The organism is Salmonella sp. SSDFZ54 (genome assembly GCF_004010735.1).
Lineage (GTDB): Bacteria > Pseudomonadota > Gammaproteobacteria > Enterobacterales > Enterobacteriaceae > Salmonella > Salmonella enterica.
Map to the genome: position 1 here is coordinate 61,773 of NZ_CP034820.1, position 13,469 is coordinate 75,241.

Here is a 13,469-nt window from a genome sequence, read left to right on the forward strand (position 1 = left end):
GGATGTAATAAATGTTGCAACACTTTCGATATAGTCGACGGCTTTGGTAAAATAACTTCTCATCTGGTCCGGATAATTTAGCGTCAGCCATGTTGCAAAGAGAGCGCCTATAATAAATCCGAGTTTCATATTATTTTTCCTCTGAAAGATTTGGGGCTCCGATTCCACGGACTTCTGCCTCGCTAAACAGGGTGATCCGGAATTTATCTTGGTCAGTAGTTATAAGCGCAGGTGTATTTTTAATCTGAAAGCGTGAGATAATCTGTTCGTTTACTTTAAACACCTTACCGTTAAATTTTTCACGTAAATCATTTAGGTGATCCCATCCATTATCTTTTTGGATACGGGTAAACATTGGCATTACTTTTCCACTACCCAGACGTTGTCGATACTGCTGCTCAGCCCATACCAGCTGGCCCGGATTGAGTGGATCGAAAATTATCATCGTCAGGTTTTGAGGAAATCTCGAAAGTGGATTAATCAACTCACCGGCGGAAGCTATTACACGGCCCTGCTTATCTTTTACGTCCTGAGTGACCCTCACTGTAGGGTCAATTAAAAATTCTTTGTGTTCCTGGGCAGGAGGGAGATCGACCATCCATTGATTTTTCCAGGTGTCCGCAACGGCCCTTTTTTTTGCACCTTCCCAGTCATATTTTTGTGCGCGTTCTTCCAGTTCTTTAATGATGCTCTTTTCTTCAACGGGATAAATCGTACCAGCAACAGGAAAAATGTCCTGATCGGGTTTTTTAGCAAGTTCTCGCTGAAAAAACTCAACGTTGAAGGACCCTACCATTTTTGCAAAACGAGCTTGCTCCCGAGAAATAATTGTCGGTACTTGAGTTACTTGATACTGACTGAAGCTATCAGGATCAATTGTAATCAAAGGAGATTCAAATTTTCCTTTGACAATCATTTGGTTTATTGCTGCCTGTGTCTCTGGTAGCCGAGTAGTTCCTTTCTTTAGACCATTGAAAACTACACGAGCTTTATGCTCTGAGGCCGTACGTAAAAGGTCTTCCAGTACATAATCCGGTAAGCTAAATGAAGCAAAGATCGTTATACCATTTTCAGTTGATAGTGCTTCTTCACGTGTGCTATCCATTTTTCTTTCGAAGTCAGCAGCTGTGATGCCCGAGGAACCAAACAATTTTTCGATATTTTTAGATTGTCCTCGCATGACTTCCGGCTTATTTTCCACAGCTTTCAGAGCCGCTTCATTAAGGCTGGCGTTTTCCTGAATTTCATCACGTCTTCTAATTATATCGTTGACAGCATCAGAGTTATTACTTTGGGCCCTTATAGCCTGGGTATGGTCTATAACTGCTTGAACACTATCCGCATTCATACCGGGCACGTAACCACGGTTTGTTTGCCTGCTCAGGTCCTGGTTTTTTTTGAGTGCTTCAGCTTGCGCAATGTACTTCTGCACATCTGGTGAATTTAGCGTAGCATCAAGGCTAAGAGCCCCATCTGGCTGCTGTGCACCTTTAGCCTGAGCGCCAAGCCCTTTTGCTTGCTGAGCGATTAGGTCAGCATCATGTTGATACTCAGTGCTTGCATTTGTATTACTTAAAACTGCACATAACGCAAGTCCAGGAAGTATTGGTAAATATTTTTTATTTACATTAAAAGATCGCATATGTTTTCCCAATTACTGAATTCAGCTTTACTGTTCCCCAAAAACGGGAATCCCATGAGTGATCGGTTTGCCCAATTAGGAAAACTTCGCCTTCAGGAATTATCAATTCTTTTTCAATCAAAATGGACGGAATACTGTATTTCTTTGAAATACGACGTGCATTAGCTTCAAAAAATTTGTCCCCGTTATAAACCCCATCCATTGTTACTTTGAGTTTGTCACCGCCCACACCGGCAACAATTTTTATGACTCGTTCATTTTCTGGGATAAAACGAACCGATTTCGGCATGTTGAAAGCTATGAGTTCACCAGTTTTAATAGTTTTATCCGAATGATCAATCATATAAAAATCAGCAGGCAGGCACCCATTCAATAAACCGTATCCAAATGTATAACGGGTGAAAAAGACACACATAACGAGAATCAGCAATAAAATATTAATGGGGACATACCAATCCAGTATAAGCAGCCCTCTCTTTTTAGGTATGTAGTCGCTCATATTTTTCTCACTAGCACTGAAGAATATTTTTACTAAGTAGATACACCTCTATCCAAGTAACTATTATCCATGTTTTTCAACGCTCGGAAGTCTGCAAACTAACCTAATATTAACCTATAAGGATGTTAATTTCTCAGCATGTAGACGCAGCCTTGTTAGCGGCCATGAAAGATACCTTTGTAGCAAAGTTACTTTCCGGTATTAATTTTTCAAAGGTCCAATTGTTGGGCATAAAAAAGCCGGGACAAAATGTCCCGGCTTTATATTTAAAAATTTATTACTCACTGCTTGGTATTGATACAGTGTTTTCAGACTTACTTGCCTCTTCAGCCGGTCCGAAAACTGTCACGTGCTGCGTTGCAAAGTCTCCACTATCATCATAAGCAATTACTTTTATGTCCTGCTTACCACGGTTAAGGTTTTTAGAAAGTGTAGCCGTACTACCGAAAACGTTCCTTAATTCGCCGTTGATGAACCATTCATATCTAACCATTTTTCCATCAGTATCATCACATTTATTGGTAAAGCTCCAGCTTAGGTTGGTTTCCGTGTAGCTCAATGTACAATTAGGCACTGCGTTTTTAACGACATCAAACTCAACAGATGCTGAACCTCTCTGTCCAAGTTTACTAACAACATCAATTGTGATCTCGTATTTCTTTTCTTTTAAACCCGAAATCAGTTGAGCCCAATAATTTTTGCCGCTGGGTATTACCTCACCGTTCACCTTGTATGTGACCGTATCTATCGAGTCCGCCGAATGAGATAGCTTGATGTTTGACCTTAAGGTTACATCGAGTGGAGCTCTCATATATTTGTTAGAGAACTTGGGTGTCATCTCAACGTTCATTGGCGTTTGTTCATCGACAACAAAGGTATTTTCGATACGCTGTTCATTGTTGCGGTTATCTTTGAAAACAACCATCAATGTATATTTGCCAGGATTTTCAATTGTAAATTCTTTGGTGTCACCTTCATCTTTAGTGATTACCAGATTCTCTTTGTCGTAAATCCATTCTCGGGAATAAGTAACACCAGGATAGTCTCCATCCTTAATACCGCTCAACGCAACGCGTAGGGTGGTCGGTGCCATGTCGTATTTAAGTTTGGAGCTTATTTTCATTTCGGGGAATTTATAAACCCACGATTTGACAGAAACTCTACGGGTAGAAACCGTATTCTCCTTATTGTCCGCTAACCATGCACTGTATTCAAAAGCAGCATATCCCTGTTTATCCAACATTTGCTCAGTAAGGGTAACAGACAGTGTAGAGCCTTTAAATGTCTGGCCATCCGGTGTTTTCCATTCTTCAACTACGTTATTACCATTCTGGTACTTACTGTTAGGGTTCGTGAACTTACCTTCCAAAGTAACTTTTTGACCAACCTCTACCTTAGAAACCCCCGTTACCGAGACAGAAAGGCGCTTGGGTTTTGCGGCTGCCAACCGAGCAGACGTTTCCTTCCATGAAGACTCCTCTGCCAGTTCATCGGAATCAAGGTAACGCATCCGGGCATAAATCGTAGACGGTAGGGTATCAGCTGAAGCCACAGTGTAAGTTGTATCTCCCTGCACCCAGTTGACTTTATCCTCTGACCAGAGAACCTCAGCGGTGCCTGCTGGTATAGGCTCATCGTTATCAAGCAGGGTTACAGGTACATCTGAGCCCTGAAGAATGTCTGTCACATCTATACTGAGCTTAGGCTGCTTGTAGGTAACTACCGTTAAGGCATCTGTGTAGGAAACCTTAGATGTGAATTTATTGGTCATTTTTGCCCTATAAAGCCACTTTCCTACTTCTGTCTTTTTGATACTTACACTTCTCTTTCCGGTCATGTCGGAAAGCATATTCCAGGTTTGACCATTATCAGAGGACTGCTGCCATTCGGTGGGGGCAAGTGCGTCAGAGTTAGCAGTACTGGCAGATTTGAAGCTTACCAGAGTACTAAGTGGGATCCTTCCGATAATAAGGCTTTTCGACAGGTTACCCTCCAGTTCCTCACCTTTATAGATTCGAATGCCTACAGCACTGGTCTCACGTTTCATTTCAAAATCAGAGAATGGCGATCTGACCTTAGCCACACCAACCAGACGCATATTACCCAGATCCATATTTTCAATTTTAATCTTGGTTTCGACAATGCCCGCATCATTGACCGGCAATGCTTCAGTCAGCGCAGTTCTTTCGTATGTAGTTTTATAACGGCCTGTTTCTGGATCTTTGCCGTATACACTTTTTTGCGAGTATATCGTGACGTCCCATTCTCCCATTGTTTTACGGTCAAATGCACTTTTACGTGTGGAGTTGTTATAACGCCCCACTGTTACCTTTAAGGGCACTTCAAGAGATGTGGCTGTTTTTCTGTCATCCACTTCCATCGATGCTCGAATATTGAAATCAGGCACCGTATATACGTTGAGTGTGTCTGTAGTTCTTAATTCTGGATCCTTTGAGTATTCTACAGCTATGTCAAAGACGTTCTTTGTCCACAATGGTGCAGCAGCAACCTTAACCCTTTGTACAAAGGTCGTTGCATCGTTGTTTGAGGAACGATTTTTAAATGACGTTTTGACAGCCTCAGAGCCGTTTTGAGAGACGATCATCGTAACGTCAGCTGGTACCACCTTCGCTAATATTCGAGCGGCCTCCCCCCCGGTCGTATAAGCCAGAGCAGTGTTCGGATTGATGCCAGCTATGACTTTATTCTTTTTGTAAGAGATGATCGGGTTGTATGGTAATTGTGTGGTCAGAGTACGGCGATTCCTTGCGGATACCGCTTTAGAGCCCTTCCCGTTAATCATATAGACTTGATAGTCGAGCAGATTCTCACCTGTTTTATTAAAGAATCCAGTTAGACCCGGGGTACGTCCTTTAAAATAGAACTCCAACCCATCAGGGACATTGTTCCACTGAGGGTAGCATGCTGTAACATCTGATTTTTCCCCATACCAGGCGAGGTAAGCATTCGCATTTTCCTCTGTGGTAAACAGAGTGCATTTATCACCAGCTGTTTGACTAAGCAGGTCCGTATACTGACGTACACGCGAGTAAAGAGTTACGTTTTTTTCCAGATTCTTGAGAGTGAATCCAGTAGGTTGATAAGTGAAAACGGTACTGAAATTAACGTTTTTTCCATAAAGGTTTTCAGCCACCACAGTAATCTCGTGATCCGAATTAACTGCTAAATCGTCTCCAACCGGCAGGTAGTAAATACCTCTATAATTTGTAGGTGTTAACGAAACTACTTTGTTGTCTATTGTTACTGATTTTATGTCAGCAACCCCAGCCTGCCCCTGGAAAGCTGCAACGATAATCTCGTTCAGGAAGTATACGGGTGCTCGTTTAGTTAATACCTGCCCATCTTTGAGAACCATAAGCGTTGGGTTATCAGACAGCATCAGTTTGCTTTCAGGCTCAGTGTACGTAGAAGAGTTTTTGCTCGTATTTTCTACTGTAAAAGTCGCTGCGTAGGACCCGTTTATAAGATCCGTTAAGTCGAAGATATAGAGGTACTCATCACCGACTTTTTGAGGTCCACTTACCGGCTGTAAAGTTCTACGTAAAGGGGTTGCCCAGGACTGTTTGAAATCAATCTCAGTGCCATCATCTAAAGTCACTTTAGTCGTCGGTTTAAACACGCCATCCGGAGTCATAGTGAGCGACATAGCTGTTGGGAGCCACCATTCACCTTCTGTTTCTTGCTGGGGTACCTTAACGGCCACAGCAACGGTTTTGGCTCCGGTATAGATGTCCTGGCCACCTACTTTGATTGTTTTAGCCTCATCGGTAAAATTCCAAAGTGTATGGTCTACTACAGGAGGCCGATAATCCCAGTTAACAACAAGCTTTTTGGATTCAGGAGGTGCGAAATAATTATTCTTAGAGTTTGCTGTAATTGTGATATCACGTGAACCCAAAAGTTCATCTGTATCACTGGCCTTAATGCTTCCAACTTCAATGGTACAGGAAGTTCCGCCAATAGGAACTTCACAGGCGGAGCCTGAACCTATTGAGATGTATTGAATATAATTGCGGGGCTCAACAGAAACAGCGATATCTTTGATCGCTTCATCCTTTAAATACGATTTGAAAGAAAAGCCGTCATAGACTAATCCGTTCAGGGATGATTTAAGACCGGTGATAGTAGGTTTTACCGGTGCCACACTTTTGATTGAATATTCACCTTTTACTATTTCAACTTTTTTCCGTTCAGAACCAGAGAAGTAAGAAATCTTGTAAGGTAGTTTTAAATCACCGGTGGTGTTGGGAACGCCTGAAAGAGTGAAACCGTTAGAAGTAAATCCCAAGGTATTGGGTAACCACTCAAAAAAACAAACGAGGTTATCAACAGAGGAAGTCGCTCGATCATCAACCGTTACATTACAGGCTGTGCCTGCACCTGAGGCAGTGATAGTGTTAGAATTAACGTATGCAACAAAGTCGCCCGGCCCCGGGTCAAAGGATACGGCTGGCAAATCAGCCTGTAGCTTTCCTGAAATCATAATCGCTTCGGCATAGACCGCTTTAATCGGAGCAATTAAAGAAAACAACAGGGCTAAACCTAAACCTGATTTTCTCATGACGAATACCTGTTTTTCTGAGCAAAATTAAACTCACTTTACGATGAAAAACAGAAATATCCGTTCGTATAATATTTAAAAAAACCTGTATTTTTCCATGTATTCCGTATGTTAATACGCTATTTTGAATTCTTGGCTTCAGATAAGCGAAGCGCGGTAATTATAGACTCGGAGCTTACCCAAGGCGTTTTTTGAGCAAGATATCCAAGTATGTAGAGGCCAATTTTAACGCAGTCCATTTGTGAGACGGGGACCATGTGCATGAAGGGTTTTAAGCCGTCTTTATCGACTGGAACTATCCCTGCTGATAACAACAAACCGCCCCTCTCGTTTGGGGTAACGCTTATATTTTTGTATACGACGTGGCCATGATGTGAGGTTTTCCTCTTATCAATTTTTAAAGTATGCATGATTCTAAGAAATACAGATGCCATCTGCATAACTTCATTCGTCGACAATTTTAGAAGTACAGAACGGTTTGAGCCCCAGTCATAATCTTTTTTGGCGTTCCTCGGAGCGACGTGCAATGTAAGATAATAATTATCAATCTCATTTGAAAAAGGTGAAGGTTTTGATGAGCTAACATCTTCATTGTTCATCTCAATGACAAGTGCTGCATCCTGACCAAAAGCTTTTACATTATGGTTTTTAAGAGAGAAGTCTGAAGTTGCCATATAAAAAGTCACTTTTGATAAAACCACATACCACCTAATGATTCATCATCGGCAAGATGCTTGAAATTTGAGAGTGTATATCCTGTTTTGGTTTCAGAAATCACCATGCTGTAAGATGCCGTATGTACAAGGCGAGAATTGTTTAGATCAAGATCATCACAAAAACCAGGGCTTTTGACGGGGTCAGCCTTTTCAACAAAAGTTACTTTTGAAGCGATGCCGTTGATCACGATTTTCTCGTTATCAGCAATTTTAATGTTTAAAGAAGGCGAGCTTTTATCACATGGCAGGAAGAGTGATGTCTTTTTAAATGTGTTTCCAGTGAAGTCCAAAAGGTCAGGTTTAACCGGAACATTGTTTAGGATTTTATAAACTCCAGCAAATGCACATATCACAACAAAACCAGATAAAACATATCTAATCTTAGACTTCATCCCCCAGTTCCTCTCCTAAAAGTTTTAACGCACTTACGCACATAAGCCTCAACTGATACAGTAAGTTATCAGCGGTTATTCCACCAACGAAGGTAACTGTACGTCGTATTGATGCTCCGCCAGGCTCGCACTGGATATGGCCGATACCAGAATCACGGAGGAAGTCATTTTCTGCACTTACAAGGTCTGACTCTACAGGTGGAATGATAACTTCAATGAGTATTGTATCAACTGGGGCCCACTCCCAATCGAACTTAAGAGAGGAAATTGGGGATATAGAAACAAGAAGCTCATCAATATTAAAAATTACGGGTTTTATTCCCATAACCTCAGACTGAATGAAGTGGCTTTCTACCATAACTACCGGAAACTCTGAAATAGTCAGAACTCCGATTAACTGGTCTCGGCGTAAACCATGTATTAGTGAGTTGCGAGATAGCATTCGATCAGCCTTTATTATAATAATCAAACATTTGGGACAAGAACAAAAGGGATTACAGAAACGAAGATTCTACATGAACATCGTTGTCAGTGACCTTAGGTCCATCGGGTATAAGGGTATCAAAAAATCCTTACATAACCATTAAAGCACAGAGACTTTATAAGTAAAATAATAATTAAGTACCAGATTTATTAAGATAATTCTTAGGTTTTTTACAAATTTAGGAAAAATCCGCACTTCCTGTAACAGCACCCAAATTAACCTAAAATACCGTTTCATTAACAGTAATTTTACATACCCAGGTGAAGCCTGAAATTATTATAACAAAAAAAAGGCCAGCAAGTATGCTGGCTTTCCTGGTAAGACAAGTTGGAACTCAGAAGTCGATTGTACTGTCTCTCACCTATCTTGCCAAAGTTGCCAGTCGCTTGTTTGCCTTAGCTTTAGATTTTATGCTTATGGAGGCGGTTTGATTTTCATCCGATACTTTTTCTAGCACTGGCACCACAGCGGAAATGGACTTTTCTTTTGAAATTTTGGATGCATCTGAAGAAAGTGGGCTTTCAGATGGTATAGAGGTATCGCTTCCCTCATTTTCAATCTTCACACCAAAGCAGGCATGTTCCTTTTGTACAAGGAAGGTTTCTTTTACAGAAACAGAATCCTGCTTTGAATTATCTAATTGTAGAGGTGTTAAATACTCCTTAAACTTTTGATCTAAGACATTCTCTAGCAATACATTAATAGGAGGCTTAGGTTCAGTATCTATAGTATTTCCATCATTCAGAAACCTATTAAGATCTGCAAGTGTTAATCTTTCGTTTAAACCATTTATAAAATTTGCCAAGTCAGGAAATAAATTATTCAATACCAACCCGGTACTAATAGCCGACCTAATTAAATCCAGTTGGTCACCCCTATGAGAAAGTTCTGTTTTTTTCAAGAAACTATAAACATAGGGTGCTTTTCTTTCGGATATCCAGAAAGACCGGATCTGAATCCGGTCGTTATCTGCCTTATTTGAGATAGGGTTTTTAGCCATGTTCTAGCTCATTATTCTGAATAAATAGTATCAGCAATTGCCAAAGATAATGCGAACTGCGGATTGTCTACCATGATAACTTTAGCCGTTTCAAAATGTTTACGAATAGCTGTTTCGATGAGATATGAACCTCCCCCAACAAGGAAAACATTATGAGGCCTCTCTTCGACTTGTGTAACCGCTCTGATTACTTTACTTTGCAACTTCTGTACCGCAGAGTTTACCGCATCAAAAACACCGTCACGCTTGTCCTCTGCAACCTTCAAAGCTGATTTATCATGACGATTATCAACAAGATGATGAATGTAAGCATTACTCGTATTCAGTTTCTCAGATTCAAGATACCTGCTGATCTCATCGTAAACAATAGAACAACCAATACGGTCAAAACCTTTTACTTTCGAAATCTGTTCTAATTGCCCAGTAATACTTGCAACATCAAGAGTAGTACCACCAAGATCAATTACCAAACTTGATTCAAATGAAGCAATATCCTCAATTTCATCTGCCCGGGTCACAGCTGGTAAAGATTCAGGGAAAACAGTCACAGACAAAACGTTGAAAGAATAGCGTTTACCGTCAAGATAACGCTCAACTGGTTTCATCAGGTTATCTTTTTTTCTCTGAATATTTTCAATATTCGTTTCCCCTAAAGCAGTATAGAACTGGCTAAGAGGTAAAGTAACAAAGAGGTGAACATCCTGAGGAACTAAACCAGAAGCATGAAGTGCATGGTGAACATTTAACCGGCTAATTTCATCGTATTGGTGAGATACATCAGTCGATTCCAGTGAGTTACTAGATTCGCTGTGATGCGAAAACCTTTCCAGCCCATCAATAAGATAGTTAAAAGGATTGAGACCCTCATGGCGAACACGGAAATCTGGAACAAAACTATTTTGTGTGAGCAAGGGAACTAATTCGTTTCTTTCATTAAGACAAACCAGTTTTGCAGCTTTACTTCCATCATCGACAACGATTTTTAAAGCTTCAGTGATATCCTGCAATGATTGTGAAACAGGACTTTCAGATTTTAATAGTTCAGCCATAAAAACTCTCTTTTATTAATAGGACCATATTAGATATTAACTTTATACATTAATGGTGACCTATTATCAACATCAACACTATTAAAAAAATACGTAACTCTATGTTATTTCAGCATCCTTCCATTTTAAATACATTACCGTTAAATATCCTGTATTCATGAAGTAAACATGTTTATAAAGGAGCCAATTATAATCAGAAAGTTACTTTGCATCCTAAGTATGAACTGTTTGAGAGCCAGGACTGGAGCCTTTACCAGTAAGTAACAAAGGTCCTTAGGCTTAGAATCCAAAATGACGCCTTTATGTAAAAAAATCATAGCTCGAAATACCGTATCATCGATGTAAACATACGTAGAGGAATTTATGGCAGCTGAGCACGTCCAAACTATAGACCTTACAAACTTCTCGGGAAGGATTTTCTTTCTGGCAGATCCTCATGGACATTACTCTGCGCTGTGCAACTTGATTCAATCAGTTACAAAGCCAGAAGAAGAGATAGTAATTTTCTCTACTGGAAATTTGTTTGACTATGGGCCGGAACCCATAGAGTTGATGAAGGCGATAAACAGTGGCTTTTTCGATGGACGTTTTGTGAGGCATTTCTCAGCTGCCGGAGCCGGAGAAGAAATGTTAAAAAAATTGTTACCATTAAACAAAGACCGGAGAACATTTTACCCCAGCACATACCTCAATGAGAGATGGTGTGTAATGGGCGGAAAGTGGCATAAAGCTGTAAATCGTTACTATTTAGAGGAAGAGATAAAAAAACTTCTTAATACCCAGCTTGGTACGATGATGCAGATTTTACTCAAAGGCGATATAAAAATTGGGGTTTGCCCTTCTGATTACGCCCCTATCCGCACATCATTCACTGATACTTATAATGCGCTTCAAGCATTCAACTATGCCAATGTGAATATTTTTCAGAGCCAGTTTCTATTCGGTATGGACCATGCCGTAATACCAATGATGATAAATGACGTCAACCTTATGGTCCTAGGTAGGAATCCTGTAAACAGCATTCGAAAAGCCCATGGTCGTACTCAAAACAATCTTCCAGTACTGATCGGTAATTGTTTACATATAAATACTGGATCACTCTATATGTCAAAATTAGAAGACCAGGTAATAGTTGCTCCGGGTATACCGCCAACTGACTCACCAGCACTTACATTAGTAGAAATAATCATGAAGAACAATCCAGTTTTATTGTGTCATCAGCTAATACAAACAACAAACAAGTTTTATTCACTTAAAACCTATCCGTTAGAACTCGATTCGATTGAAAACAACATTGAGGTAACAAGATGAAGATAAAATGGAAGATTATCTCAATTTCAACATTACTTTTGCATCTTCACGCAGCAGCTGCACCACATCAAGAGAAAGAGCAAAGAAAAGATGCTTTTTCTTCTGCCGCTCAGAAAAGTGATTCACTTATATCTGCTAAAGCGGAGCTTATAAACGGAAGGTGGTTTATAAATGGTAAATATAGGCCTGTTCTAAAGACCAGCATGACCAAAACCAATTTCTTAGAAATCATGAATGTTTCAAATAAAGAATCACTTTTTATGGTGATACCGAAACTTGAGTATAATATCATTGCCAAAAATAAAATCTTACTAAATGAAAAAATTGCATTAAGCGAAGGCACATCCGGAAAAAGCATTATTTGGGTCGAGCCTAAATCAAGTATAACTATATCGTTTATAAATGACCTTGCTAATACGCCCCTTCAGGCTATCGTTTCGATCACAAGAAACAACAAAGATGTAATTGCCATCTTTGGACCGGATCAGGGTAAAGGGTTTACTCTTCCCGGAAAGACATCTAATGATCAAGTGTCCGTTCCTGACGATTCTGATCTAAATATAAAAAAACTTAACATACCTCAAAGTGTTGGTAATTCAGTAACCATCAATCCTAAAGAGAAGAATTACCTCTTAGTTGGACAAGTAAAATATAAAATCTTATCTCTTCCGAAATATCAACATTTAGAATTTTCTGAACCGGTTTATATTGAGAAAAGAAAAGATATCCTCGGTGGTTATCGTTATTGGACGAAAGAAACAATTCTCTACCCCGGTGAATCATTATCTTTTATAACCAGCGCCAAAAACAATCTAAGGAAGCGGGATGATTAAAGTTATCACACTTTTATTGTTTGCATTACTGACTGGTTGTCAGTCAGTAGAAAGTAAAATCGAAGAACTCCCGACAGTTGGTTTTGACCCTATTCTATACAATAAAAGTGAGGCCTTTACTGACGGAAAAGTTACTTTACGTGTCGAAAGTTCAGGAACTGATGTTTGGCTTGTCGCCAAGAATGGAACCAGAAGTTTTATTGAGCTTTCAGGCCTAACGCTAGGTGGTAGTCGTTGTGCTTACAATGCCCGTAGTAAGCAACTTTTGCCCCCAGGCAGCGTAAGCACATTCGTAGTTCCTACGGTTGGAATGCTTGGACTTTGCTTCAACAATGAAGATCAACTTATGTTTATTAACCGTGCTTTTAGCAGAATCTCTCCCAAAGCAAAAGGAAAAGATTCTCTTTCTCTTTTATTTTCTGTTAGTTACGATTTTCCCGGAAAAGCGGACCTAATTAATAACCACGATTTTCAAGAGTTATATCTTTTATTTTTGAATGAGGATAATCTATGAAAAAAACATTAATTGTTATTTTATTATGTTTTTGTCACTCAGTTTTAGCATATCCATACCGTATCTATACTGTCCCGGAAGGGGCATTAGTAAAAAACATACTAACTAATGAATATCTAGGAAAAACCCCTGTGGTTGTGGACGTGAGCAATACCGAAGCTGGTTCTACTTTTGGGATTTCTTTATTTAGACATGAAAATGTTGCTATAAAGATTTTTACAGTAATGCCTTCAGCAGAAAATAATTTTGCTGTTTCTGGACCTGACGTTGCAACTATGTCATTGCCGGGCAAAGCACCTTTAAACGTAGTAAATGATGGGAATGGCGCTTCTGTTCATATAGAACTAAGACCTTATATGTCTGAACCTGCGCACACCCCATATTAATATAACAAGAAATTAAAAATATAAATCATATGAACTGCATCATAAAGATGCAGTTCAATAT

The 13,469-nt window shown here is 39.8% G+C and carries 12 protein-coding genes; 4 read left to right on the forward strand and 8 right to left on the reverse strand.

The features are described from left to right. Window positions 1–130 precede the first annotated feature (130 nt). The 8 genes from EOS97_RS24820 to parM form a co-directional block, all read right to left on the reverse strand. The gene (locus EOS97_RS24820) at window positions 131–1,642 is read right to left on the reverse strand and encodes a TrbC family F-type conjugative pilus assembly protein (RefSeq protein WP_001256133.1); all 1,512 of its coding nucleotides are present in this window, start codon (window positions 1,640–1,642) and stop codon (window positions 131–133) included. Beyond that, a complete protein-coding gene (gene trhF, locus EOS97_RS24825; protein ID WP_001286759.1) occupies window positions 1,629–2,141 on the reverse strand; it encodes an IncHI-type conjugal transfer protein TrhF in 513 nt (170 codons plus the stop codon). Before trhF ends, EOS97_RS24820 begins: the two co-directional genes overlap by 14 nt. Window positions 2,142–2,418: 277 nt before the next feature. Continuing rightward, on the reverse strand, window positions 2,419–6,723 hold the full coding sequence (gene rsp / locus EOS97_RS24830; RefSeq protein WP_001232107.1) for an IncHI-type conjugal transfer protein RSP: 4,305 nt from the start codon (window positions 6,721–6,723) through the stop codon (window positions 2,419–2,421). A 119-nt stretch (window positions 6,724–6,842) separates the two neighbouring features. Continuing rightward, window positions 6,843–7,397: a hypothetical protein gene (locus EOS97_RS24835; RefSeq protein WP_000235777.1), complete on the reverse strand. Its 555-nt coding sequence runs from the start codon at window positions 7,395–7,397 to the stop codon at window positions 6,843–6,845. Between the two features lie 8 nt (window positions 7,398–7,405). Next, window positions 7,406–7,831, reverse strand: a complete 426-nt coding sequence (locus tag EOS97_RS24840) for a hypothetical protein (protein ID WP_000836980.1) — start codon at window positions 7,829–7,831, stop codon at window positions 7,406–7,408. Then, a complete protein-coding gene (gene hdtA / locus EOS97_RS24845; RefSeq protein ID WP_000952689.1) occupies window positions 7,821–8,273 on the reverse strand; it encodes a H transfer determinant A in 453 nt (150 codons plus the stop codon). The genes EOS97_RS24840 and hdtA overlap by 11 nt, the downstream gene beginning before the upstream one ends. A gap of 403 nt (window positions 8,274–8,676) precedes the next feature. Further along, the gene (locus tag EOS97_RS24850; protein ID WP_001107537.1) at window positions 8,677–9,315 is read right to left on the reverse strand and encodes a hypothetical protein; all 639 of its coding nucleotides are present in this window, start codon (window positions 9,313–9,315) and stop codon (window positions 8,677–8,679) included. Window positions 9,316–9,326: 11 nt separating this feature from the next. After that, a complete protein-coding gene (gene parM / locus EOS97_RS24855) occupies window positions 9,327–10,364 on the reverse strand; it encodes a plasmid segregation protein ParM domain-containing protein (RefSeq protein WP_000818955.1) in 1,038 nt (345 codons plus the stop codon). A 363-nt stretch (window positions 10,365–10,727) separates the two neighbouring features. Here parM and EOS97_RS24860 point away from each other — a divergent pair, with 363 nt between their 5' ends. From EOS97_RS24860 to EOS97_RS24875, 4 genes are read left to right on the forward strand one after another with little or no spacing between them, the layout of a single operon-like run. Next, entirely contained in the window at window positions 10,728–11,675 is a 948-nt protein-coding gene (locus EOS97_RS24860; protein ID WP_046788422.1) for a metallophosphoesterase, read from the forward strand. After that, window positions 11,672–12,508 (forward strand): hypothetical protein, encoded by an 837-nt coding sequence (locus EOS97_RS24865; protein ID WP_042634275.1) that lies wholly within the window; start codon window positions 11,672–11,674, stop codon window positions 12,506–12,508. Before EOS97_RS24860 ends, EOS97_RS24865 begins: the two co-directional genes overlap by 4 nt. Then, entirely contained in the window at window positions 12,501–13,022 is a 522-nt protein-coding gene (locus tag EOS97_RS24870; RefSeq protein WP_000598516.1) for a hypothetical protein, read from the forward strand. Before EOS97_RS24865 ends, EOS97_RS24870 begins: the two co-directional genes overlap by 8 nt. Next, window positions 13,019–13,408, forward strand: a complete 390-nt coding sequence (locus tag EOS97_RS24875; protein ID WP_001572421.1) for a hypothetical protein — start codon at window positions 13,019–13,021, stop codon at window positions 13,406–13,408. Before EOS97_RS24870 ends, EOS97_RS24875 begins: the two co-directional genes overlap by 4 nt. Window positions 13,409–13,469: the final 61 nt, after the last annotated feature.

Coding starts and splice junctions, on each gene's coding strand:
- EOS97_RS24820 (WP_001256133.1), bottom strand. CDS start 1,642: ATGCGATCTTTTAATGTAAATAAAAAATATTTACCAATACTTCCTGGA.
- trhF (WP_001286759.1), bottom strand. CDS start 2,141: ATGAGCGACTACATACCTAAAAAGAGAGGGCTGCTTATACTGGATTGG.
- rsp (WP_001232107.1), bottom strand. CDS start 6,723: ATGAGAAAATCAGGTTTAGGTTTAGCCCTGTTGTTTTCTTTAATTGCT.
- EOS97_RS24835 (WP_000235777.1), bottom strand. CDS start 7,397: ATGGCAACTTCAGACTTCTCTCTTAAAAACCATAATGTAAAAGCTTTT.
- EOS97_RS24840 (WP_000836980.1), bottom strand. CDS start 7,831: ATGAAGTCTAAGATTAGATATGTTTTATCTGGTTTTGTTGTGATATGT.
- hdtA (WP_000952689.1), bottom strand. CDS start 8,273: ATGCTATCTCGCAACTCACTAATACATGGTTTACGCCGAGACCAGTTA.
- EOS97_RS24850 (WP_001107537.1), bottom strand. CDS start 9,315: ATGGCTAAAAACCCTATCTCAAATAAGGCAGATAACGACCGGATTCAG.
- parM (WP_000818955.1), bottom strand. CDS start 10,364: ATGGCTGAACTATTAAAATCTGAAAGTCCTGTTTCACAATCATTGCAG.
- EOS97_RS24860 (WP_046788422.1), top strand. CDS start 10,728: ATGGCAGCTGAGCACGTCCAAACTATAGACCTTACAAACTTCTCGGGA.
- EOS97_RS24865 (WP_042634275.1), top strand. CDS start 11,672: ATGAAGATAAAATGGAAGATTATCTCAATTTCAACATTACTTTTGCAT.
- EOS97_RS24870 (WP_000598516.1), top strand. CDS start 12,501: ATGATTAAAGTTATCACACTTTTATTGTTTGCATTACTGACTGGTTGT.
- EOS97_RS24875 (WP_001572421.1), top strand. CDS start 13,019: ATGAAAAAAACATTAATTGTTATTTTATTATGTTTTTGTCACTCAGTT.